Here is a 23,602-nt window from a genome sequence, read left to right as displayed (position 1 = left end):
GGCGGCGCGGCCCCGGGGCCGCGCCCGCCGCCGGCCGACGCCCGCACACGGCGGTGGGCGGGACCCTTCGAAGGGTCCCGCCCACCGCCGCGCCGTCCGCCGGCCGCGCCGGCTCCGCCGGAGGGATCAGAGCGGCGGGGCGGCGGGCTTGAGGGCCACACCCGCCTCGGACGTGTGCACCAGGAAGGTCAGGGTCTCCTGGAAGTACAGCTCGACACTGGTCGCGTCGTGGCCGAGGTAGCCGATGGAGACGTCCTGGCCCAGGCGCAGCTCGAAGTCGCCGCCGCGGGTGGCCAGCAGGAAGGCGCCGTCGATGGCCGGGGCCCAGATGATGTCGCCGTCCAGGAGCCGGGCCAGGTGCTCGTGGATCGGGTAGCCGTGGTCGGAGGTCTCGCTGACCGCGGTGTACGCGTCGGCGCTCAGCGCCAGCGTGTACGCGCCGTCCACACCGGCCAGCCGCAGCGCGGTGATCGCCTGGCTGACGGCGTCGGGGTAGGCCCGCACGTCGGCGGGCAGGGTCAGCTCCGGGTTGGAGGAGGCGGCCCGGATACCGGTGATGCCCGCGGCCGGGTACCCCTCGAAGACCGCCCGGTCCTCGGCGAAGGCCAGCCGCCGGGCGGCGTCCTTGACCGGCTGCCAGTCGGCGTCCTTGGCGCCCCGCTCCACGTCGTCCACCTGGCCGCGGTCGACGGTGAACGGCACCCGCAGCTCCACCATCGGCTGCGACAGCCGGGCACGGGCGAGCACGCCCTCGGCCGGCGCGGGCAGCGAGGAGTCCAGGTGTCCGGTCGCCACCGCGGCCAGTTCCGGGCCGCCGGGTTCGGGCACGTCCACGACGCGGCGGGCGGCGACATTGCGCTTGAAGGTGCGGACCGCCTCCGCCTCCAGGTCGGCCCAAGCGGCGTCGGAGACGGGGGCCAGTTCACGGTGCAGGTTGTTCACGCGATCGTGCTCCTGTTCAGATTGCCGATGCCCAGGCTGCCGTCGGCCGGCCGGGGGAGCGGGGCGGGCGCGGGCGTCCGTGCGGCGGTGCCACCGGCCGCCGGCGCCCCGGGCAGGTCGTCGAGGAGACCGGCGGCGGGCACGTGGAACAGCGTGCCGGTGACCGCCGTGGAGAAGTCCAGGATCCGGTCGTAACCGGTGGGCGGCGCCCCGAGGAACATGTTGCGCAGCATCCGCTCGGTGACGTCGGGGGTGCGGGCGTAGCCGATGAAGTACGTGCCGAACTCGCCGCGTCCCGGGCTGCCGAACGGCATGTTGTCCCGCAGGATGTCCCGCTCGGTGCCGTCCGGGTCGGTGACGGTGTTCAGCGCGACGTGCGAACCCTCGGCGTCCAGCTCGATGTTGGTCGCCTTGGTCCGGCCGATGATCTTCTCCTGGGCCTCGACCGGCAGCCGGTTCCACGCCTCCAGGTCGTGCAGGTACTTCTGCACGATGACATAGCTGCCGCCGGCGTGCGGCGCGTCCTCCGCGCCGATCAGCACCGCCGCCCGCGCGTCGGCTCCCTCGGGGTTCTCGGTGCCGTCCACGAAGCCCAGCAGGTCCCGTACGTCCAGGTACTTGAAGCCCTGCACCTCGTCCTGGAGGGTCACCGCGCCCCGCAGCCGCCGCATGATCTCCGCGGCGAGCGCGAAGCACACGTCCAGGCGGCTGCCCCGCAGGTGGAACAGCAGGTCGCCGGGCGTGGCCGGGGCCCGGTGCCGGGTGCCCGCCAGCTCCACGAAGGGGTGCAGCCCGACCGGTCGCGGGTAGTCGAACAGCCGGTCCCAGGCGTCCGAGCCGATGCCCGCCACACAGCTGAGGGACGCGTCCGGCGCGCCGAAGCCGAACGCCCGCCGCAGCCCGGACAGGTCGGCCAGCAGATCGCGTACGGTCTCCTCGCCGCCGGGGTCGACCGTGACCACCAGGAAGATCGCGGCGGCCGTCAGCGGGGTGAGCACCGGCTGCGGTTCCGGCGCCGGCCCGGCCCCGGACTCTGGGAGCGATGCGGACGTCAACCCGTTCTCCTCTCTGCGCGGCGGTGCTGCGCGGCACTGTGCGTGCCGCCCCGGTGATCACACCGGCTCAGCAGGACCCTACTGGCATCCCGTCCCCGCCAGGCGGTTGCGCCCCGCCCCGCGCGGGTGTCGCGTTCGCCGCACCCGCACCCGCACCCGCACCCGCACCCGCACCCGCACCCGCACCCGCACCCGCACCCGCACCCGCACCCGCACCCGCACCCGACGGCCGGGGCGCCGCGTCCGCGGTCACCGCGCCGTGCGGCGCCCGCCGCGCCGCGTCCGCCGCCGGCGGGGTGGCGCGGAGCTACCGGGCCTCGCGCGAGGCCCGCGGGTACAGCACGGGGTTGAGCGGCGACACCGGCACCGCCCCGACCGCCGTACCCGGCAGCCAGGTCTCCAGGTCGTGCCGCTGGAAGTCGTTGACCGGCTCGGTGGCGGTGATGTCGGCGGCCATGTAGATGACCGTCATCACCCGGCGGGCGGTCCGCGACCGGTTCGGCGCCGCGCGGTGGAAGGTCCAGCCGCCGTGGAAGCTGGCCTCGCCCAGCCGGTACGGGCTCTCCACCACCGGGAAGTCCTGCCCGGCCAGCGCCCGCCGTACCTCCCGCTCGGACTCGTCGCCGATCGGCAGGTCCCGCCCCGCCGCGAACCGGTGGCTGCCCGCGGCGAACGCCAGCGGCCCCATCTCGGCCGGCGTCTCCTGGAGCGGCAGCCACAGTGTCACGGTCCGGTCGGTCGACAGCGGCCAGTAGTACTGGTCGGCGTGCCACGGGGTGATCCCGCCGCCGGGCTCCTTGTACAGCGCCTGGTCGTGGTAGAGCCGCACCGACGGCACGCCCAGCAGCGCCGCGGCGATCCCGGCCAGCCGCTCGGCGAAGACCAGTTCGCGTACCGTCTCGCTGTGCTGCCACAGGTTGGTCACCTGGAGGAACGCTTTGCCGTACGTGTCGCGCTCGGCCAGCGGCAGGTGCTGGGTGTTCAGCTCGACCACCTTCGCGGTGATCGCCGGCTCGTAAGCGGTGACCGCGGCCGGATCCAGCACGCAGGGCAGCTTGACGAAGCCCTCGGCGTCGAAACGGGCCCGCGCCGCCGCCGCGTCGAAGAAGTAGGGGATGTCGAGGTTGTACCTTCCGGTCCGCATGCCTTCAGGCTCCCGGCGGCCCCCGCCGGGAGCCACGCCTGGGATGGCGGCTTCCGGTACTCTCTTGCCCCCGAGCCGGGCGGTCACGGCGGGGGAGAGGCAGGTGAGGAGCGTGCGGGCGGCCTTCGAGCACGTCGTGCCCACCGCCGCGTCGTCCTGGCGGCTCTTCGTCCGCCGCGAGCCCCGCTTCGACTTCCAGTGGCACTTCCACCACGAGTACGAGCTCACCTGGATCACCGGGGGCAGCGGCACCCGGATCGTCGGCGACCGCGTCGAGGGGTACGGTCCTGGCGATCTGACCCTGATCGGCCCCGAACTGCCGCACACCTACGTCTCCACGCCCGGCCCGGACGGGCAGCAGGCGGTCGTGGCCCAGTTCCGCCGCGACTTCCTCGGCCGGGACCTCTTCGAGTGCCCCGAGTTCGGCGCGGTCCGCGACCTGCTGGGGCGCGCCGCCCGCGGGCTCGCCTTCCCGCCCGGCGCGGCGGACCCGGCCGCGCTCACCTGCCTGCCGCCGGCCGACCGGACCCTGGAACTGCTGCGGCTGCTGGTCCGGCTGGCCGGCCACCCCGGAGCCCGCACACTGGCCGGCGACCGGCACACCCCGCCGCTCGACCGCGCGGCCGGCGACCGGATCGACGCGATGGTCGGGCTGATGCACGCCGCCTACGCCCGCCCGCTCGGGCTCGACGAGATCGCCCGAGCCGCCCACCTGTCCCCGACCTCGGCCAGCCGCTTCTTCCGCCGCAGCACCGGCACCACGATCACCGCGTACCTCAACCGGCTGCGGATCGAGGCGGCCTGCCATCTGCTGCGGGACACCGACCGTCCGGTCGCCGGCATCGCCGCCGACTGCGGCTATGCCAGCCTCGCCAACTTCAACCGCCGCTTCCGCGAGCTCAAGGACGCCTCGCCGCGCGAGTTCCGGCGGAATTTCCGCACCGGAGCCGTACCGCAGGGGTGAAGCGGCTGGGCCCGGCCGAGACCGCGGGGCCGGGGGTGAGACCGCGGGGCCGGATTGGAGCCGCGGGCCGAACCGGGACCGCCGGGCCGGGGCCGCGGGGCCTGAGACCGCGGGGCCGGATCGGCGCCGCGGGACAAAGGTCCCCCGCCGGGCACATCATTTCGCCCCGGGCGGCCAAGCGGTCCTCATGAGACCTGTCGCCGCACCGCCGCGCCCCCAGCACCCAGCCGGCCGGGGGCGGTGATGGCGGAGCACTGGTACAAGCAGGCCGTCGTCTACTGCGTCGAGGTGGACTCCTTCCAGGACTCCGACGGCGACGGCATCGGCGACCTGCGCGGACTCATCGGCCGGCTGGACCACATCGCCCGCCTCGGCGCCACCTGCCTGTGGCTCAACCCCATCCACCCCTCCCCGCTGAAGGACGACGGCTACGACGTCAGCGACTTCTACGCCGTCGACCCCCGTCTCGGCACTCTCGGCGACTTCGCCGACCTGCTGCGCGCCGCCGCCGACCGGGGACTGCGGGTCATCATGGACCTGGTCGTCAACCACACCTCCGACCAGCACCCCTGGTTCCGGTCCGCGGTCGCCGACCCCGAGTCGCCCTACCGGGACTGGTACGTATGGTCCGACCGGGAGCCCGCCGACCGCCGCCAGGGCATGGTCTTCCCCGGCGAACAGGACGAGACCTGGACCTTCTCGCGCAAGGCCGGCGCCTGGTACTACCACCGGTTCTACGACTGCGAACCCGACCTCGACATCGCCAACCCGCGGGTCCGGGAGGAGATCAAGCGCATCACCGGCTTCTGGGCCCAGCTCGGCGTCTCCGGGTTCCGGCTGGACGCGGCCCCGTTCGTCATCGAGCTGACCCGCCCCGACCGGCCGGACCCCCCGGAGGACTGGGACTTCCTGACCGAGCTGCGCGAGCACCTGTCGTGGATCAAGGGCGACGCGGTCGTCCTGGCCGAGGCGAACGCCAAACCCGAGCGGCTGCCCGAGTTCTTCGGCGACGCGGCCGGCTCCGGCGACCGCATGCACATGCTGTTCGACTTCCGGCTCAACACCCGGCTGCTGCTCGCCCTCGCCCGCGGCGACGCGGCACCGGTCCGGGACGTCCTGCGGGACGGCCCGCCGATCCCCTCCTCCGGACAGTGGGCGAGGGCGACCTTCCTGCGCCTGCACGACGAGGCCGACCTCAGCCAACTCGACGACCGGGAACGCGAGGACGTCTTCGCGGCCTTCGGACCCGAGCCCGAGATGCAGCTCTACGGCCGGGGCATCCGCCGCCGCCTGGCCCCGATGCTCGGCGGCGACCAGGCCCGGCTCCGGCTCGCCTACGCCCTGATGCTCGCCCTGCGCGGCACCCCGGTCCTGCGCTACGGCGAGGAGATCGGCATGGGCGAGGACCTGCGCCTGCACGGCCGGGACGCCATCCGCACCCCCATGCAGTGGTCCGCGCACCGCGGCGGCGGCTTCAGCACCGCGCCCACCAGGGAGAACGCGACCCGGCTGATCCGGCAGGGCCCCTACGGCTACAAGCACGTCAACGTGACCGACCAGCGGCGCGACCCCGACTCGCTGCTCACCTTCCTCGAACACGCCACCCGGATGCGCCGCGAGTGCCCGGAGGCGGGCGAGGGCACCTGCTCGCCGACCGACGCCGAACTGCCCGCCGCGGTCCTCGCGCACCGCGCCGACTCCCCGTCCGGCGCCGTGCTGTTCCTGCACAACCTCGGTGCGGAACCCGTCACCCTCGCCCTCGGCCGGCAGCCCGGCACCGGTCCCGACTTCGGCGAGGTCTTCGCCGACCGGCGCTACGACGAACCCGCCCCCGATCTCGCCGAACTCCGGTTGGGGCCGCACGGTTTCCGCTGGATCCGGCTGAACCGCCACCCCGGCTGAGACAGCGCTACCCTGACGGCAGCAAGTGGTTGGGGGAGGCGTGACGGCAGACGTCCAGGGGCCCGCGTGGGCGCTGGAAGGGCTCGGGGTGCGGTCCGGGCGGTACCCCCTCTCGGTCGAGGGACCGGTGATGCGGGCGGTGGACCGGCTGGTGCCCGGCATGTCCACCGTGACCCGGTACATCCGCTACCACTCGATGTACGCGGCGATCGCCGCCGACGCCGAGCGGCGCGGGCTGGACGAGGCCGCCTGCCGCGCCCTGGTCCGGCGCGGCGAGGTGCTGCTGGCGGCGCTCGGACGCGACCTGCCGCCCGGCGCCGAGGCGTCGGCCGCGCACGGGATCGACCGGGTCCGGCGCTTCTGCGGGACCGCGCTCGACCTGGCCGGGGCGGCCGACGAGGAGCAGACCCGGCACTCGTACTCCCCGCGCCGGTGGGGTTTCTGGGACCAGTACGGCGGCCCGGCGACGGTGCTCGGCACCGTGGAGGTCAGGGACGGCGCCCTGCGCCCCGGCCGGCACGCCTGCCCCGCCGCCGTCCGCGAGGTGTTCGCGCCGCTGCTGGCGCTCGCCGTCCGCGACACCGTGCCGTTCGCCGACCTCGACCGGGCCGCCCCGGTGGCGCTCGGCGCCCCCGTCCGGGCCGAACAGGAGTGGCTGACCGGGGTGTTCACCGCCACCCGGCCCGGACAGGGGCACGTACCGCAGGAGTGGGAGCCGTCGGACCGCACCCGGCGCGCCACCTTGCGGATCCTCGGCCGGGCCGTCGAACTGCACGGCCGCGACGGCGACGGCTACCTGGCCACGCTAACCTCCGCGGTGGCCTTCGGCGACGAACTGGACGCCGACCCGGTGCTGGCCGCCGTCCCTGAGGCCCAGGGCTGGCGGGGCCTGCTGCTGCGCCACTACTCCGTCGGCGCCTGGCGCCGGCTGTGGGCCTCGCTGGTGGCCGCGGTCGGGACCAGGGACGGCGAGCACGACCGGTCCGCCGCCGAACTGCGCGACTGGCTGGCCGACCAGGCCCCGGCCACCACGGTACGCGGGCTGTTGGCCGCCCTGCCGCCGCTGAAGGACCCGGCCGGCCGGCTGCTGCCCGCTGAGCGCGAACTGCTCGCCCGCGACGGCGCCACCCCGATGACCGACGTACTGCTCCTGCTGACCGGGGGCCTGCGCTCGCGCCCCGGGCACCTCCCGGACGACGTCCGCGCGGTCTTCCTCGGCCGGCAGCCCAACCGGGCCGAGTTCCTCGACCCCACCTGGATCGACAACCTGCTGGCGGACTACCGCGACCGCCCGGCCCGCGACCTGGCCGCCCGGCTGGTGGACGACATGCTCGCCCAGTCCCGCCGGGTGGCCCTGGCCAAACTGCGCACCGACCGGGCCACCGGCGGGCTGCGGATCTTCTCCCGGCTGCACCTGCGCGACGAGCGCTACTTCAGGACCGGCGAGGAGAGCAGCGACAACATCGGCACCCGCATCCCCCAGCTCGGCCTCTGCGCGGAGCAGCTGGGGCTCTTCACGGTCGAGGACGACTGCTACGCGGTCACCGCGGCCGGCCGAAACGTCCTGGAGACCGCCCGGTGAGCGCCGCCTTGCACACCCGGTTCGCCTCGCCGGTCACCCTGCTGCGCGAATGGGCCGAACGTCCCGACCGGGCGGCGCTGCACGAAGCGCTCTTCCTGGGCTTCACCGTCGACCTGCCGTTCCTGGAGAAGGTCGCCATCCCCGTCGCCCGCGGTCTGCTGGGCGCCAGGACCGCCGTGATCGGCGACGCCGCCCAGAGCCTGTACGACCCGGTCGACGTGCGGCTGGCCGGCCGGGGCTACCTGCACGGGCTGGCCGGCTGCCGGGGCGCCTTCCACCCCAAGGTCGTCCTGCTGATCGGCGAACACGCCTGCCGGCTCGCCGTCGGCTCGGGCAACCCCACGCTGTCCGGCTGGGGAGGCAACGACGAACTGTGGACCGTCGCCGAGACCGAGGACGACGCCTCCCACGCCCTGCTGGCCGACCTCGCCGACTGGCTGGAGGAACTGCCCTCCGCCGTCAGCCTCGACCCCTGGTCAGCCGACCATCTCCGGGAAATCGCCGCCCTGCTGACCCAGCGGCATATCGAGGCGCCCGACGGACCGCCGGCCGGTCCGCAGCCCCGGCTGCTGCACAACCTGCGCCGCCCGCTGGTGGAGCAGCTGCCGGCCGGCCCGGTCGACGAACTACACGCCTACGCCCCGTTCAACGACCCGGCGGGCGAGGCCCTGCGGGCGGTGCTCGACCGACTGGACCCGCGCGAGACCGTCCTCGGCCTGCAGCCGCGCTGGTCCAGCTACGACGCCGCCGGGATCCGGGCCGCGCTCGACGGCCGCTCCGCGCGGATCCGGCTGCTGGAGGAAAGCCGCACCCGGCACGGGAAGTTCGTCCAGTGGCGGATCGGCGACCGCCTGCACGCCCTCACCGGCAGCCCCAACCTCACCCGGGCCGCGCTGTGTTCGAGCACGGCGGACGGCGGCAACTGCGAACTCGCGGTGCTCGCCGCCGACACCGCGGCGCTGCTCCCGACCGAGGGCGGCACCACACCGGTCGCCGGACTGCACGGCCGCACCATCCGGCCGTCCCCCGCGGGCGCGCGCACCCCCGTGCTGCTCGGCGCGAAGACCGACAGCGCCGGCCTGCACGTGTCGCTGGCCCGCGGCGAGCCGGTGCCCGTCCTGATCAGCATGTCCCCGGACGGCTCGCCGGGCTCGTGGACCCCGGTCGGCCCGGTCCCGCCGGGCGAGCGGGCCGCCTCCTTCCCGCGCCCCGAGGTACCCGGCGCGGCGGTGCGCGCCGGCTTCGTCCGGGCCGACGGCAGCACCGCCGAGTCACCGGCCGTCTTCGTCTACAGCCCGGTCCACTGCGCCCGCCGCGACAGCGCCGACACCGCGCCCCGGCTCCGCTACGACTACACCGCCCAGCAGCTGTTCGCCGACGAACGCGCCGCCCGGCGATTCGAGAACGACCTGCTGCGGCTGCGGGAGTTCGGCGTCGCGGCGGGTCCCTCCCGGGCCGCCGCCGCCACCGGTACGGCCCCGGGCGCGACGGCGGTGAGCGGGATCGACCGCTGGGACGCCTACCTCGCGGACTGCCGCCGGATGATCGGGGTGCCGCTGACCGGGCTCGCCTTCGGCGGCCTGTACCTGGATCTGCCGCAGCCGCCCTCGTCGCGGTGGACGGTGTCGGTGGTCACCGGCGCGGACGACGGCGGCCTCGGCGGTGCCCCGGACGACGAGGAGGACGCGGAGGACGCTGAGGACGCGGACGGCGACGGCACGGACGAGGAGGACGAGGGGGAGGAGCCGGGCGGCGTCGAGCCGGGGACGGCCGCCGCCGTCGTACCGCCCGACCAGCGCGCGCACTGCCGCGGCTGGGCCCGGCGCTGGGTCCGCTCGCTGCGCGTCCCGCCCGGATCCCCCCGCGACTTCGCGGTCGGCCTGCTGGTGGCGGGCCTGTACGTCCAGCTGCTGGCCGCGGGCGTCTGGAACGAGGACGACGACGGCTGGCGCGACGGCCTCGCCGTCCTCCTCGCCGCCCTGACCCCGGCCGAACCGGACCACGCGCCGCTGCCGTCCGAGCTCGGGGAGCGGCTCGACGCCGTCGCGGCCGTCCTGGTGGCGCTGCTCGCCCAGGACGCCGGCTTCACCGGCGGCGAGCACGACGTACGCGCCGCCCGCACCTGGCGGACGGTTAAGGACGCCGTCGCGCGGGCGGAGCCCGGACAGGCCGCCGACCTGATGTTCCGGCCCGACCGGGCCAGGGCCCGTGTCGCGACCTGGAGCGAGGTGGAGCGGCTCGTCGCCCTCGCGCAGGACGACGACCCGTACGCCGACGTGATCGAGGAGTTCGCCGCCGCGGACCTGACGGCCGTCCACGAGGACGGCGTCTGGCAGATCACCGGCTCGTTCGGCAACCCCTTGCAGGTCGTCACCCGGGCCGCCGCCCGGCTGGGCCGGCACACCGCCGAGGGCGTCCTGGTGCAGGCCCGCGGCCGGCAGAAGTGGGCGTTCGTGGCCTGGGACGACCCGTACCTGGTCCTGCTCAATCCCCCCGCCCGGGTCTGGCGCGCCTACGAGATCCGGCCGCCGGCCACCCCCGAGTCCCGCTTCAGCGGCGGCGACATCTCGGCCGTCCCCGGCCGTACCGGCCCCCCGACCCCCCTCGCGGCGAGCCCGCCCGAGGCCCTCAGGACGATCCTCGCGCGGGCGGGCCTGGCATACCCGGAGCTGATCCGGCGGCTGTTCGCCGACCCCGGCTGACCGTGCGCTGCCGCCGGGACCGTTGTGCCGCGGGCCGCCTTCCCGCCGCGGGCCGCACCGGCCGCCGGGTCCGGGCCGCCCCGCCCGGGGGCGCGGGAATCGGCGGCGCCCGGTCGGCGTTGTCCGCTCTGCCCGGCGGACACCGCGCGAAAGCCGGGGCCAGCGATCCGGCCACCGCCGCATCCCGGCGGCCATTGTCGGCGGGCGGGCCGCCGGTTAGCGTGGACACGGAGGACGCGGGGCGCCGTCGAGGCGCTCCCGTCGTCCGGGCGGTTGTCCTGGCCGGTGGCCGGGCCGGCCGTCGTTTCGCGAGCACGCGGCCCGCAGGGGCCGACGAGACCGAGGGGGCGGGCATGCGGGTACGCCACACCGGCGCCGCGGCGCGCTCCACCGGCGTTTTCCGGCCGCCCGGCGCCTGCGCGCCCGCTGCCCGCACCCGCCGCGCCGCCCCGCGCCCCGTCGGCCCGCCGCCGACCCTCCCCACCCCTCCGCTTCGGCGTGCCGACGCCGCCCGGCCCGCCGGGGCCTTCCAGACCCCGGTGCTGCGGCGGCACGTCGATCTGGGACGGGTGAGCAGCGCGCTGTGTCCGGGGACCGCCACCGTCCGCTGACGGACGGGGGTTTGCCGGGGCGCGCCGAGCGCCACGGCCCGCTCCCGCCCCGCCGTCACGGCCGCCCCTCCCTTTCCCCGCTGCGGGCGCCCACGGAACGGCGCCCCCGCACCACGCCGTCGGCGGCGCCGGTCCCGTACGCCCGGGAATCCGGCAGGGCGCCGCGCTGCCCGGCGCCGTGGACGACCCCGATCGGAGACGTATCCCATGACTGCCCCGCACAGGGACGACCCCCGCCTGCACCTGGCGGTGGAGGTGGACGGAGACGGCGCCCACCCGGCCGCCTGGCGCCACTCGGGCCGGCCGCCCGCCGAGGTGTTCGGCCCGCGGCTGCTGCGCGAGCGCGTCGCCGCGGCCGAGGAGGCCGGGTTCACCCTGGTCACCCTCGCCGACACGCCCGTGCCGCCCGGACCCGAGACGGCGGGCCGGCTGGAGGCCGGCACCCGCGCGGCGTACGTGTCCGTCCTCACCGACCGGATCGGGCTCGCCCCGACCCTGCACGCCACCGTCACCGAACCGTTCCACCTGGCGACGCAGTTGGCCAGCCTGGACCACGCGAGCAACGGCCGCGCCGCCTGGATCGTCGGCGCCGCCAACGACGCGGACGCCCACGCCACCATCGGGCGCGAGCCGCTGACCGCCGAGGCGCTGCGCCGCGAGGTCGCCGACGTGATCGACACGGCCCGCGCGCTGTGGGACTCCTGGGAGGACGACGCGGTCATCAAGGATCTGGCCACCGGCCGCTTCCTGGACTGGCACAAGGTCCACCACATCGACTTCGAAGGCGCCGCCTTCACCGTCAAGGGGCCGCTGATCACCCCCCGCCCTCCGCAGGGCCAGGTCGTCGTGCTCGCCCCGGACCACCTGGACGCCGACGACCGGGCGGACGTCGTGCTGGTCGCGCGGCCCGGCCTCACCGACATCGGGTTCCGGTCGGCGGCGGCCCGGCAGGCCGGTGCGCCCCTGGTGTTCGCCGAGGTCGAGGTGGTTCTCGACGCGGACCGGCCCGCCGCCGAGCGCCTCGCCGAACTGGACGCCGCCACCGCGTGGGCGCCGGGCGACCGGCTGCGGCACGTCGGCTCGGCCGCCGACCTGGCCGAGCTGCTGGCCGAGCTGGCCCGCACCGTCGACGGGGTCCGGCTGTACCCCGCGGTCCTCGCCGTCGACCTGCCGGTGCTCGCCGGGCAGGTGCTGCCCGCGCTGGCCGAGGCCGGCCTGCACCGGCCGCCCCGGCCGGGCGACACACTCCGCTCCGCCCTCGGGCTTCCCCGTCCGGCCAACCGGTTCGCCGCCGCGGCGACCGCGACCTCCTGAGGTGACCGCCATGTCCGAACCGACCACCGCCGACGCGTACGACCCGAACGCCCAGGTCCACCTCGGCGTCTTCTTCACCGGCGTCGGCCCCCAACTCATCTGGACCCAGCCCGAGTCGCCATCGCACACCGCCGTCGAGACCTTCGTCGAAGTGGCGCGGCTGCTCGAACGCGGCCTGTTCGACGCCTTCTTTCTCGGCGAGGGCCTGCGGGTGCGGGAGAACCAGGGCCGGGTCTTCGATCTGGACATCGCCGGCCGGCCCGACGCGATCACCCAGCTGAGCGCCCTCGCCGCGGCCACCACGCACATCGGGCTGGTCGCCACCCAGAACACCACGTACAACTTTCCCGCCGACCTGGCCCGCCGGCTGGCCAGCCTGGACCTGCTGTCGGAGGGCCGGGCCGGCTGGAACATCGTCACCACCGACAACGCCTGGACCGGCGCCAACTTCCGGCACGGCGGCTGGCTGGACCACGCCCGCCGCTACGAGCGCGCCACCGAGTTCGTCGCGGCGGCCAAGGAGCTGTGGTCTTCCTGGGCACCCGGCGCCATCGCCGACTCCGCCGCGAGCGGCGGCGGTTGGGCCCGGCCCGGGTCGATCACCGCCGTGGTGCGGGACACCGACCTGGTGCGGCTGCGGGCCACCGCGACGCTGCCGGCCAGCCGCCAGGGCCGCCCGGTGCTCTTCCAGGCCGGCGACTCGCCCGGCGGGCGCGAACTCGCCGCCACCCACGCCGACGTGGTGTTCTCGGCCAACACCGGCTACGAGAAGGCACTGGCGTACGCGGCCGACCTGCGCGCCCGGCTGGCCCGGCACGGCCGCCCCGCCGACGCCGTCCGCATCCTGCCCGGCGCCATCGTCGTGGTCGGCGACACCGCCAAGGAGGCCGAGGACAAGGCACGCTGGCTGATCGAGGAGCAGATCTCACCGCCGCGGGCGATCGCCTTCCTCGAACAGTACTGGGGCACCGACCTGTCCGGGTACGACCCCGAGGGGCCGCTGCCCGACATCGAGCCCAGCCAGGACGAACTCGACCCGTCCCGCGGCACGATCGCCATCGAGGACCGCACCGGCAAGCTGGCGCAGATCCAGAAGTGGCGCGATCTGGCGGCCGAACGGAACCTGTCCATAGTCCAGCTGGTACGGGAGGTGTCCTCCCGCCGCCCGCCCTTCGTCGGCACCCCCTCGCAGATCGCCGACGAGTGGACGCGGTACGTCCGCACCCGCGCCGCCGACGGCTTCAACATCGTGCCGCACCTGCTGCCGTCGTCGCTGACCGACATCGTCGACAAGGTCGTGCCGGAGCTGCAGGAACGCGGCTCCTACCGGACCGCGTACGAGGGGACGACGCTGCGCGAGCACCTGGGCCTGCCGCCGCTGCCGACGTCCTGACCCCCGTCCGGCCACCGGTCCCCACTCGGGGTGGACCGGTGGCCGGATCCGTACCCACCGGCTGCACTGATAAGAAAACGTGATCGGTCGCGATCAGGAATAGGCGTTGGACGAAAGAGTCCGGCATCCTGCATGCTCTCCATCATGATGACCCACGTGCTCGCGAGGACGTCCGGACACAGTCCGGCCCGCGAAGCCGTGCGCACCCGTGTCAGCGCCGCGGCGGCGCCCCGGCTGACCCAGCGCAGGGTGATCGACTTCGGCACGGCCACGTCGGCCCGCTGTCGCTGCAACTGACGCTCTCCGCCCCGCGCGAGACCCCGCCGTGCCCTTGCCGCACGGTCTGAGGGTGCACCGCGCACCCCTGCCCCGACCGGCACCCCGCCGCCCGTGATCCGCGGGCCGCGACCCCCTGTCGCGTGCTGCTCCCGCCGAGCAGCCGTTCCTGTCGCGAGGACATCCCCATGACTTCCGTCAGCACCGTTCCCGACGTCATCGCCTGGGACAACCCACCTCATCTCGGGCCGCGCGGCACCGTCGTCGTCGTGCCCGGCCGGGGCGAGGACCCCCGGCTGTACGAGCGGTTCGGCTCCCGGATCGGCGCCGACGCCTACCGGGTCCGGGCGGTGGCCGACCCGACGCGCTGGGAGGACGACGTCACCGGGCTGATCCGGCGGCTGCGCGCGGACGGGGAACTGCCGCGGCCGTTCGTGCTGGCCGGCTCCGACGCGGGCGCGCTGTTCGCCGCCGGGCTGGCCGCCTCCGGCGAGGTCGCGGTGGACGCCCTGCTGCTGGCCGGACTCCCGACCCGGGAGGCCGACGCCGCTGCCGCCGCCCGGCCCTGGGAGGACGAACTGGGCACGCGGACGGCCTGCCCGACCCACCGCGGCCGGCTGGAGACCGCCGGCCGGGTCGAGCACGGCGCCCTCTACACCCCGCTGCCGCCGCGCTGGTTCGAACGCGCCGACCTGGCCGCGGTCACCGTGCCGGTGCTGGCCCTGCACGGCGCGGCGGACGAGATCAGCCCGCTGGACCGGGTCCGTCCCGTGTACGCCGCCGCGCCCGCGGCGGAACTCGTCAGCCTGGCCGACGGCCGGCACGACGCCCTCAACGACATCTCGCACCGCACCAGCGCGGCCACCGTGCTGCTCTTCCTGGAACGGCTCCGCGCCGGGGCCGACGCCCCCGCCATCGCGGTCAGAGAGGAGCTGCACCCGTGACACGCTACGTGGTCATCGGCGCCGGCGCGGTGGGCGTCACGTTCGCCGAGGCACTGCACCGGGCCGGCGCCGACGTGCTGCTGGTCGCCCGCGGCCGGCAGCTCGCCGCGCTGCGCGAGGACCGGCTGCGGCTGGTCCGCCCGGACGGCACCACGGTGGTCCGGCTGCCGTACGCCGCCGGTCCGCAGGAGGTGGCGCTCACCGAGGACGACGCGCTCATCCTCGCCGTCAAGACGCAGGACACCGAGGCGACCGTGGCCGAGTGGGCCTGGCAGCCCGTCAGCAGGAGCGACGGCGGCCAGGACGCCGCCGCCACCGCGCTGCCCGTCGTGGTGCTGCAGAACGGCCTGGACAGCGAGCGGATCGCGCTGCGCCGCTTCGCCGACGTCCTGGGCGCGGTCGTGTGGGTGCCCGCCGTGCACGTGGACGAGGGCGTCGTGGTCTCCCCGGCCGCCCCGACCCCGGCCGCGCTGTGGCTCGGCCGCTACCCGTCCGGCACCGACCACCCGCTGCTCGAACGGCTGGCCGCCGACCTGCGCGCGGCCGACTTCGCGGCGCAGGTCGTGCCCGACGTCATCGGCTGGAAGGCCACCAAGCTGATCGCCAACACGATCAACGGGCTGGAGGCCCTCTACCCGCCCGGCGACCTGCGCGACACCGCCGCCCGGATCCTCGCCGACGAGGCCCGCGAGGTCCTCGCCGCCGCCGGCCTGCCGATCGCCGACCACCAGGCCCGCAACGAACTGGACCTGTCCGGCCTCGTCATCCACGACGTCCCCGGCCACCCGCGCGGCGGCAACTCCACCTGGCAGAGCCTGGCCAGGTCGGGCTCGCTGGAAGTGGACCACCTCAACGGCGAAGTGGTCCTCCAGGCGCGGCTCGCCGGACGTACCGCGCCCGCCAACGCCGCCGTCGTGGCCCGGCTGCGGCGCGCCGCCCGCGAGGGCACCCCGGCCGGCTCCCTCGGCGCCGCCGACCTCGCCGCCACGATCCCCGGGCTGCGGCCCCCGGTGCTGGTCACGGCCGCGGAACTGCGCGCCGAGACCGCCGGCGGGCGCCCGCCCGTACTGCTCGACGTCCGCTGGGCGCTCGGCGACCCGCACGGCCGCGAGCACTACCGCCGCGCGCACATCCCCTCGGCGGTCTACGTCGACCTCGACACCGAACTCGCCGCGCCCGCGAGCCCCGAGGGCGGCCGGCACCCGCTGCCCGACCCCGCCGCGCTCCAGGCGCACGCCCGCCGCTGGGGCGTCACCGCCGGCCGGCCGGTCGTGGTGTACGACGACAACGGCGGTACGGCCGCCGCCCGCGCGTGGTGGCTGCTGCGCTGGGCGGGTGTCGCCGACGTCCGGCTGCTCGACGGCGCGTTCGCCGGGTGGCGGGCGGCCGGCGGCACGCCGGCCGAGGGCGAGGAGACCGCCGCGGCCCCTGGCGACATCGTGCTCGCCCCCGGCCGACTGCCGGTGCTGACCGCCGACGAGGCCGCCCGGCTGCCCGCGTACGGCGTGCTGCTGGACGCCCGGGCCGGCGAGCGGTACCGCGGCGAGACCGAACCGGTCGACCCGAAGGCCGGCCACATCCCCGGCGCGGTCAGCGCCCCGACCGCGGAGAACCTCGGCCCGGACGGCCGGTTCGCCGACCGCGAGCAGACCAGGAAGCGGCTGGCCGACCTCGGCGTCGGCGACGGCACGGCGGTCGGCGTCTACTGCGGCTCCGGAGTGACCGCGGCCCACCAGATCGCCGCGCTGGCCGCCGCGGGCATCGACGCCGCACTGTACCCGGGCTCGTGGTCGGCCTGGTCCGCCGATCCGCGGCGCCCGGTCGCCACCGGCCCCGAACCGGGCGGGCCCGCCGGCCCGGCCGGGCGCCACGGCACCGAAGCCCTTGGGGGACAACGATGAGCACCAGTCAGACATCCCGGCCGACCGGTGTGGTGGACGCCCCCGCGCAGGAGCCGCCCGCCGAAGTCCAGGCGCAGCCGCCGAGCGTGACCCGTGGCGGCGTCGAGACGATCCGCCCGGCCCACGAACGCAGCAGACGCGGTGTTCCCCGCCCGGTGCGCCGCTCCTTCGGCCCGATCGGCGCCCTGCTGCTGTGGTGGCTGCTGAGCCGGACCGGCGTGCTGTCCGCCGACACCCTCGCCTCCCCGGTCTCGGTGTTCCGCAAGGGCTGGGACCTCACCGCCGACGGGGAACTCGGCTCGGCGATCTGGGCGTCCACCCAGCGCGTCGTCGAGGGCTTCGTGATCGGCGCGGTCGCCGGTACCGCGCTCGCGGTGCTGGCCGGTCTGTTCCGGCTCGGTGAGGACCTCATCGACGCCACCGTCGGCATGCTCCGCGCACTGCCGTGGGTGGGCCTGATCCCGCTGTTCATCGTCTGGTTCGGCATCGACGAGAAGCCGAAGATCGCCCTGGTGGTGATCGCGGTGACCTTCCCGCTCTACTTCAACATCTACGCCGGCATCCGCGGGGTGGACTCCCAGCTGATCGAGGCCGGCACCGTCCTGGGCCTGAGCCGGTGGGGGCAGATCCGGCACATCGTGCTCCCCGGCGCCCTCCCCGGCGCGCTGGTCGGCCTGCGGTACGCCCTCGGCAGCGCCTGGCTCGCGCTGGTCTTCGCCGAGCAGATCAACGCCAGCAACGGCATCGGCTACCTGATGAACAACGCCGAGCAGTTCTTCCAGACCGACGTGATCGTGGTCTGTCTGGTCGTCTACGCCGTCCTCGGTCTGATCAGCGACCTGATCGTCCGGATCGGGACCACGTACCTGCTGTCCTGGCGCTCATCCTTCGACGGAGCCTGACGATGACCACTCCCACCAAGCGGACCGGGCAGCGCCGCCGGGCCGGCCGGCCCGCCGGCGGCAGCGCCGCCGAGGCCGCCGGCACGCCGACCGCGTCCGACGCCCCCACCGCGGCCGGCACCCCCGGCCTCCCCGATGCCTCCGGCGCCTCGGACGCCTCGGACACCGCCGTCCACGTACGCGGCCTGGTCCGCGCCTTCGGCCGGCACCGGGTGATCGACGGGCTCGACCTCGACATCCGGCCCGGCGAGTTCGTCGCCCTGCTCGGGCACAGCGGCTGCGGCAAGAGCACGCTGCTGCGCATCCTGGCCGGACTCGACCGCGACATCGAGGGCACCGTCACCGTGCCCCGGCGCCGCGCGGTGGCCTTCCAGGCGCCCCGGCTGCTGCCCTGGAAGAAGGTCTGGCGCAACGTCGTGCTCGGCCTGCCGGGCCGCGCCGACCGGGCGCTGGCCGACCGCTACCTCGCCGAAGTGGGCCTGTCCCAGCGGGCCTCGGTCTGGCCCAAGACGCTCTCCGGCGGCGAGGCGCAGCGCGTGTCGCTGGCCCGGGCCCTGGTCCGGCAGCCCGACCTGCTGCTGCTTGACGAGCCGTTCGGCGCGCTCGACGCGCTGACCAGGGTCAACGCCCAGCGGCTGGTCGGCGAGCTGTGGGCCCGGCACAACTGCGGTGTGCTGCTGGTCACCCACGACGTCGAGGAAGCCGTCCTCCTCGCCGACCGGGTGCTGGTCATGCGCGACGGCGGCATCCACCACGAAGCGGTGGTCGACCTGCCGCGGCCGCGGGACATCGGCTCCCCGGAGTTCGTCGCCCTGCGCACCGCGCTGCTGGCCCGGCTCGGCGTCGGCGAGGCCGCGCCGGCGGACGACTGACCGGCAGCTCCCGAGCCGCGCCCGCCGGGCGGCCCCCGACACCGGCCCGTCGAGCGGCCCCGCCCCTGGCCGCCGCCCCGATCCCCGACCCTTCTTCGACCCCGCCCAGCACCGCTCCACGAACCCCGAGGACAGCCATGCCCCGCCCCACCCCGCGGCTGCTCGCCGCGCTCTCCGCCACCGTCGCGCTCGCCCTGTCCCTGGCGGCCTGCGGCGGCTCGTCGAAGAAGGAGGCCGTGGCGCCCGCCACGGCGAGCGGCCCCGACCTGTCCGGCATCACCCTCACCCTCGGCGACCAGGCCAACGGCCTGCAGACCCTGCTGACCGCGGCCGGCACTCTCAAGGGCACCCCGTACAAGGTGAAGTGGGCCGAGTTCCAGGGCGCCGCCCCGCTCTTCCAGGCCATGCAGAGCGGCCAGGTCGACACCGGCACCGCCGCCGACCTGCCCACCCTCCAGGCCATCAGCGGCGGCCTGAAGATCAAACTGGTCGCCGCCGCCACCGCCGACGGATCCGGCACCGCGATCCTCGCCCGGCCCGGCTCCCCGGTGAAGACCGTCCAGGACCTCAAGGGCAAGGACGTCGTGGTCTCCTCCGCCAAGGGCAGCATCGCCGAGTACCTGCTGGCCAAGGTCCTCACCGACGCCGGCCTGAAGTACTCCGACGTGCATGTGCAGTACCTGCTGCCGACCGCCGCGCAGGCCGCCTTCAACGCCGGGAAGATCCAGACCTGGGCCACCTTCGGCATCTACCAGGACATCGCCGTGCAGAAGGGTGCCACGATCGTCGTGGACGGCAGGGACGGCCGGACCAGCGGCGTCGGCTTCCTGTCCGCCGCGCAGTCCTCGATCGCCGACCCGGCCCGCAAGGCCGCCATCGCCGACTTCCTCAAGCGGCTGTCCGCCGCCTACGCGTGGACCGCCACGCACGCCGACCAGTACGCGCAGGTGTTCGCGCGGAAGAACGGCGTACCCGCCGACGTGGCCGGCATTGTCGTCTCCCAGGGCTCCAGGGTGCTGAAGCCGGTTACGCCGGACATCACCGCCAAGGTGCAGGGCGTCTCCGACCTGATGCACCGGATCGGTTCGCTGCCCACCGACGTCCAGGTGGCCGGCACGGTCGACACCTCCCTGTACCCGCACTCCCTGGCCAACTGATCGGAGCCCCGCCATGCCCGTCGAGTTCATCAGCGCCACGCACACCACCAACACCACCGAGGCGTCTGGCCCCGGCCGGCACATCGGCTTCGACGTCGACTACACCCGCCGCTTCGTGCGGGCGCTCGACGACGGCGGCTTCGACTGGACGCTGGTCGCGTACAGCTCGGCCAGTGTCGACGCCGAGCAGCTCGCCCAGTTCGTCGTCAACAACTCGGAGCGGATCAAGCCGATGCTGGCTCACCGGCCCGGCTTCGTCTTCCCCACCCGCGTCGCCAAGGCGCTCGCCACCATCGACCAGATCGGCCGCGGCCGGCTCGGCGTGCACATCATCTCCGGCGGCAACGACACCGAACAGGCCCGCGAGGGCGATTACCTGACGAAGGCCCAGCGCTACGCCAGGTCGGAGGAGTTCATCACCGTCCTGCGCAAGGTGTGGTCGGCGACCGAACCGCTCAGCCACGAGGGCGAGTTCTACAGGTTCGACGGCTTCGCCACCGACATCAAGCCCTACCACGGCACCATCCCGATCTCCGTCGGCGGCTCCTCCCAGGAGGCGTACCGGGTCGGCGGCCGGCAGGGCGACATCTTCGGACTGTGGGGCGAGCCGCTGAAGGAGACCGCCGAGCAGATCGCCTCGGTCAACGCCATCGCCGACGCGGCCGGCCGGCCGCACCCGCGGATCTGGGTGTCCTTCCGCCCGATCGTGGCCGCCACCGACGAACTCGCCTGGGAGAAGGCGCACGACATCCTCGGCAAGGTCCGGCAGACCGTCGCCGCCGCCCCCAAGGGCGCCCGCTTCGCCGCGCTCGGCCAGGGCCGCCCGGCCAACGTCGGCTCGCAGCGGCTGCTGGACGTCGCCGCCCGCGGCGAGCTCCACGACCGGGCGCTGTGGACCCCGCTGGTCACCGCCACCAACGCCGCCGGCAGCTCCACCGCCCTGGTCGGCAGCTACGAGACGGTCGCCAAGGCCCTGCTCGACTACGTGGACATCGGCTGCGAACTGCTGTCCATCCGCGGCTACGACCCGCTCAACGACGCCGTCGACTACGCCCGCTACGTGCTGCCCCTGGTCCGCCAGGAACTCGCGCACCGCGCCGCCACCGCCGCACCCGCCGTACCGGTGGCCGCGGCCGGCTGACCGCCGCGTCCGTACCGGCCGCCGCGTCCGCCCACCACCCGAGCGGTCGTACGGCCGGCCCGTCCGCCGGCCGTACGACCACCGTCCCCGCCCGTTCCGCCCGCTCGGGACCACCACCCTGCACCACCACCCTGCACCACCACCCGGCACCACCCCCGGCCCCGCCCCGCCCAACGCCAAAGGACCCCACCATGCCCAGATTCCGCAGTGCCGCGCTGGCCGGATCCCTCCTGGCGGTCGTGCTGCCCCTGACCGCCTGCGGCTCCTCGGACTCCGACACCGGATCCGCCGCCCCCAAGCCGTCCGGCACGGTCTCCGCCGCCGCCCAGAGTGCCGACCTGTCCTCCGTGACCCTGCGCGTCGGCCAGACCGGCTGGGCGCAGCTGCCGGCCGTGCTCAAGGTCGCCGGACTGGACAACACCCCGTACAAGGTGAAGTGGTCGGTTTTCCCCGGCGGCGACAAGCAGATCCAGGCGCTCCAGGCGGGCGCGCTGGACGTGGCCTCCAGCAGCGACATCCCGCCGGTCTTCGCCGCCGCGGCCACCACCCCCAAGTGGAAGGTCGTCGGCATCCAGCGCACCAACACGCTGCTCCAGAACGTCGTCGCCGGCAAGAAGTCGGGGATCACCACGATCGCCCAGCTCAAGGGCAAGAAGGTGGGCTACGTCCAGGCCACCACCGCGCACTACTTCCTCTACAAGCTGCTCCAGGCGGCCGGCCTGAAGTGGACCGACATCCACGCGGTGCCGCTCACCCCGCAGGACGGCGTCGCCGCGCTGTCCAGCGGCTCGATCGACGCGCTCGCCAGCTACGGCAACTCGATCATCACCACCCAGCAGCAGGGCGCGAAGGTCATCGGCTCCGGCCAGGACATCCTGTCCGGCAACTTCCCCTACGAGGCGTCCGACCAGCTGATCGCCGACGCCGACCGCTCGGCCGCCCTGGTGGACCTGCTGGCCCGCGTGAACAAGGCGTTCACCGTCCTGCGTGACGGCCACGAGGCCGACTACGCCGAGCTGACCGCGGCGGCCACCCACGAACCGGAGAGCGTGGCCCTGGCCCAGATCCAGGCCGACGAACAGCAGATCCCGAGCGAGGTGCAGGTCGGCGGCCCGGACCAGATCGCCAAGGAACAGGACGTGGCCGACACCTTCAGCCAACTCGGCATCCTGCCCGGCACGGTGGACGTCTCCTCCTACTGGAGCGACGCCCTCACCGCCCGGCTGACCACCGCGCTGGCCGGCTCGTGAGCGCCCCCACCGTACGGCTGCCGGCGCCCGCGCTCGACCGGCTTGACGAGGTGACCGCCGCGCTCGCCGCGACCGCCGCGGAGACCGACCGCACCGCCGCCTTCCCGCACGCCGCGATCCAGGTCGTCCACGACGCCGGGCTCCTCACCGCCGCGGTCGCCCCGGGCTTCGGCGGCGCCGGCGCCGGCGTCTCCGACCTCGCCCGCATCCTCCAGGCGCTCGGCAAAGGCGACCCGTCGGCCGCGCTGATCACGGCGATGACGCTGCTGCCGCACGCCTTCCAGGCCCGGCGGCCCTGGCCCGAGGAGCTGTACGGGCGGGTGCTCGCCGAGTCCGCGGTACGGCCCACCCTGCTGAACCACGCACGGGTCGAACCCGAACTCGGCTCCCCGGCCCGCGGCGGCCTGCCCGCCACCCGGGCCCGGCGGACCGCGGCCGGCTGGTCGGTCAGCGGCCGCAAACGCTTCGTCACCGGCGCGGAGGGGCTCAGCTACTTCCTGGTGTGGGCGGCCACCGACGAACCCGTGCCCCGGGTCGGCACCTTCGTGCTGCCCGCCGACACGCCCGGCATCGAGGTGCTGCCCAACTGGCACCAGCTCGGCCTGCGGGCCAGCGGCAGCCACGACGTGGCGTTCACCGAGGTGGAGATCCCGGCCGGGAACGTCCTCGACGTCAGTGACCGCGGCCCCGGCGCGGAACAGGACAACCTCGCCGCCGGTGCCCTGCACGTGTTGCTGTCCGCCCTCTACCTGGGCGTGGCACGGGCGGCGCAGGAGTACGTGCACCGCTTCGCGCACGAGCGGGTGCCCACCAACCTCGGGCGGCCGGTGGCCACCACCGAGCGCTTCCGGCTGGCCGCGGGCGAGATCGAGACGCTGCTGTCCACCGCCGAGCAACTCGTCCACGGCGTCACCGACCGGCTGGACCGGGGCATCCCGGTGTCCGGCGCCGAGGCGCTCGCCGCCAAGGTCGTCGCGGTCCGCCACGTCACCGCCGCCGTCCACACCGGACTGCGGCTGCTCGGCAACCCCGGCCTGTCGCAGGACAACCCGCTGGAACGCCACTTCCGCGACATCCAGTCCGCAGGCGTCCACGCCCCCCAGGAGGACACCGCCCTGCTCGACATCGGCGCGGCCGTCCTGGCCGCGGCGGCCCCGGCCGGATGACCTCCCCCGAAGCCTCCGGCGGCACGCCCCCGCCGGCGGCGGCCGGCGCCCCGGGCCCAGCCGTGCGTGGTGGCGGCGCTCGTACCGGCTTGGCCGGTGCCCCGGGCGTACCCGGTGGCGGCGGCGTCCGTACCGGCTTGGTCGGGAGGCCGGCCGGTGCCCCGGGCGTACCCGGTGGCGGCGGCGTCCGGCCGGCCGCCGGCGGACCGGGTGCCGCTCGGCCGGGCGTTGCCGGAAGGGGCGTCGGCGGTCCGGGCCGCGTCCGGCCGGGGGCCGCTCGGACAGGGGCTGCCGGACCAGGGGTCGCCGGACGGGTTGCCGCCGGGCCGTGCGGCGGTCCGGCCGCTGCCGCCGGGGGGCCGGACGGGCCGGTACCGGGACGGG

General features: G+C 75.3%; 18 protein-coding genes and 1 pseudogene. 16 read left to right on the top strand and 3 right to left on the bottom strand.

From position 1 onward, the window contains the following. Window positions 1-126: 126 nt before the first annotated feature. The 3 genes from RLT57_RS04365 to RLT57_RS04355 form a co-directional block, all read right to left on the bottom strand. Window positions 127-942, bottom strand: a complete 816-nt coding sequence (locus tag RLT57_RS04365; protein ID WP_311296038.1) for a family 1 encapsulin nanocompartment shell protein — start codon at window positions 940-942, stop codon at window positions 127-129. Then, window positions 939-1,997 carry a Dyp-type peroxidase gene (locus RLT57_RS04360; protein ID WP_311296037.1) on the bottom strand — a complete coding sequence of 353 codons (1,059 nt, stop codon included), beginning with the start codon at window positions 1,995-1,997 and terminating at the stop codon, window positions 939-941. Before RLT57_RS04360 ends, RLT57_RS04365 begins: the two co-directional genes overlap by 4 nt. A gap of 307 nt (window positions 1,998-2,304) precedes the next feature. Then, on the bottom strand, window positions 2,305-3,141 hold the full coding sequence (locus RLT57_RS04355; RefSeq protein ID WP_311296036.1) for a phytanoyl-CoA dioxygenase family protein: 837 nt from the start codon (window positions 3,139-3,141) through the stop codon (window positions 2,305-2,307). Between the two features lie 103 nt (window positions 3,142-3,244). Here RLT57_RS04355 and RLT57_RS04350 point away from each other — a divergent pair, with 103 nt between their 5' ends. The 16 genes and pseudogenes from RLT57_RS04350 to RLT57_RS04275 all read left to right on the top strand — a co-directional run bounded on the left by RLT57_RS04350 (window position 3,245) and on the right by RLT57_RS04275 (window position 23,218). Continuing rightward, the gene (locus tag RLT57_RS04350) at window positions 3,245-4,105 is read left to right on the top strand and encodes an AraC family transcriptional regulator (RefSeq protein ID WP_311296035.1); all 861 of its coding nucleotides are present in this window, start codon (window positions 3,245-3,247) and stop codon (window positions 4,103-4,105) included. Window positions 4,106-4,348: 243 nt separating this feature from the next. Continuing rightward, entirely contained in the window at window positions 4,349-6,007 is a 1,659-nt protein-coding gene (locus RLT57_RS04345) for an alpha-amylase family protein (RefSeq protein WP_311296034.1), read from the top strand. Between the two features lie 40 nt (window positions 6,008-6,047). Then, window positions 6,048-7,589: a hypothetical protein gene (locus tag RLT57_RS04340; RefSeq protein ID WP_311296033.1), complete on the top strand. Its 1,542-nt coding sequence runs from the start codon at window positions 6,048-6,050 to the stop codon at window positions 7,587-7,589. Beyond that, a complete protein-coding gene (locus tag RLT57_RS04335) occupies window positions 7,586-10,291 on the top strand; it encodes a hypothetical protein (RefSeq protein ID WP_311296032.1) in 2,706 nt (901 codons plus the stop codon). Before RLT57_RS04340 ends, RLT57_RS04335 begins: the two co-directional genes overlap by 4 nt. Before the next feature lie 818 nt (window positions 10,292-11,109). Further along, window positions 11,110-12,216: an LLM class flavin-dependent oxidoreductase gene (locus tag RLT57_RS04330; protein ID WP_311296031.1), complete on the top strand. Its 1,107-nt coding sequence runs from the start codon at window positions 11,110-11,112 to the stop codon at window positions 12,214-12,216. Between the two features lie 10 nt (window positions 12,217-12,226). Continuing rightward, complete coding sequence (locus RLT57_RS04325) at window positions 12,227-13,609, top strand: NtaA/DmoA family FMN-dependent monooxygenase (protein ID WP_311296030.1); 1,383 nt, start codon at window positions 12,227-12,229, stop codon at window positions 13,607-13,609. 144 nt (window positions 13,610-13,753) lie between these two features. Then, window positions 13,754-13,906 carry a hypothetical protein gene (locus RLT57_RS04320; protein ID WP_311296029.1) on the top strand — a complete coding sequence of 51 codons (153 nt, stop codon included), beginning with the start codon at window positions 13,754-13,756 and terminating at the stop codon, window positions 13,904-13,906. A 167-nt stretch (window positions 13,907-14,073) separates the two neighbouring features. Next, a complete protein-coding gene (locus RLT57_RS04315) occupies window positions 14,074-14,829 on the top strand; it encodes an alpha/beta hydrolase (RefSeq protein ID WP_311296028.1) in 756 nt (251 codons plus the stop codon). Beyond that, window positions 14,826-15,746 (top strand): annotated as a pseudogene (locus RLT57_RS04310) (ketopantoate reductase family protein); the annotation flags it as partial. The gene RLT57_RS04315 and the pseudogene RLT57_RS04310, both read left to right, overlap by 4 nt. 81 nt (window positions 15,747-15,827) lie before the next feature. Continuing rightward, window positions 15,828-16,730, top strand: a complete 903-nt coding sequence (locus RLT57_RS04305) for a sulfurtransferase (protein ID WP_311300566.1) — start codon at window positions 15,828-15,830, stop codon at window positions 16,728-16,730. Next, complete coding sequence (locus RLT57_RS04300; protein ID WP_311296027.1) at window positions 16,727-17,632, top strand: ABC transporter permease; 906 nt, start codon at window positions 16,727-16,729, stop codon at window positions 17,630-17,632. The genes RLT57_RS04305 and RLT57_RS04300 overlap by 4 nt, the downstream gene beginning before the upstream one ends. Window positions 17,633-17,634: 2 nt before the next feature. Continuing rightward, the gene (locus RLT57_RS04295; RefSeq protein WP_311296026.1) at window positions 17,635-18,504 is read left to right on the top strand and encodes an ABC transporter ATP-binding protein; all 870 of its coding nucleotides are present in this window, start codon (window positions 17,635-17,637) and stop codon (window positions 18,502-18,504) included. A gap of 137 nt (window positions 18,505-18,641) precedes the next feature. Next, a complete protein-coding gene (locus RLT57_RS04290; protein ID WP_311296025.1) occupies window positions 18,642-19,661 on the top strand; it encodes an ABC transporter substrate-binding protein in 1,020 nt (339 codons plus the stop codon). A 13-nt stretch (window positions 19,662-19,674) separates the two neighbouring features. Next, a complete protein-coding gene (locus RLT57_RS04285; RefSeq protein WP_311296024.1) occupies window positions 19,675-20,802 on the top strand; it encodes an LLM class flavin-dependent oxidoreductase in 1,128 nt (375 codons plus the stop codon). A gap of 191 nt (window positions 20,803-20,993) precedes the next feature. Further along, window positions 20,994-22,052 carry an ABC transporter substrate-binding protein gene (locus tag RLT57_RS04280; RefSeq protein WP_311296023.1) on the top strand — a complete coding sequence of 353 codons (1,059 nt, stop codon included), beginning with the start codon at window positions 20,994-20,996 and terminating at the stop codon, window positions 22,050-22,052. After that, on the top strand, window positions 22,049-23,218 hold the full coding sequence (locus tag RLT57_RS04275) for an acyl-CoA dehydrogenase family protein (protein WP_311296022.1): 1,170 nt from the start codon (window positions 22,049-22,051) through the stop codon (window positions 23,216-23,218). Before RLT57_RS04280 ends, RLT57_RS04275 begins: the two co-directional genes overlap by 4 nt. Window positions 23,219-23,602 lie beyond the last annotated feature (384 nt).

Source organism: Streptomyces sp. ITFR-21, assembly GCF_031844685.1.
Lineage (GTDB): Bacteria > Actinomycetota > Actinomycetes > Streptomycetales > Streptomycetaceae > Actinacidiphila.
Note: the sequence above shows the minus strand (reverse complement) of the source record. Positions and strands in the feature narration are given on the sequence as shown.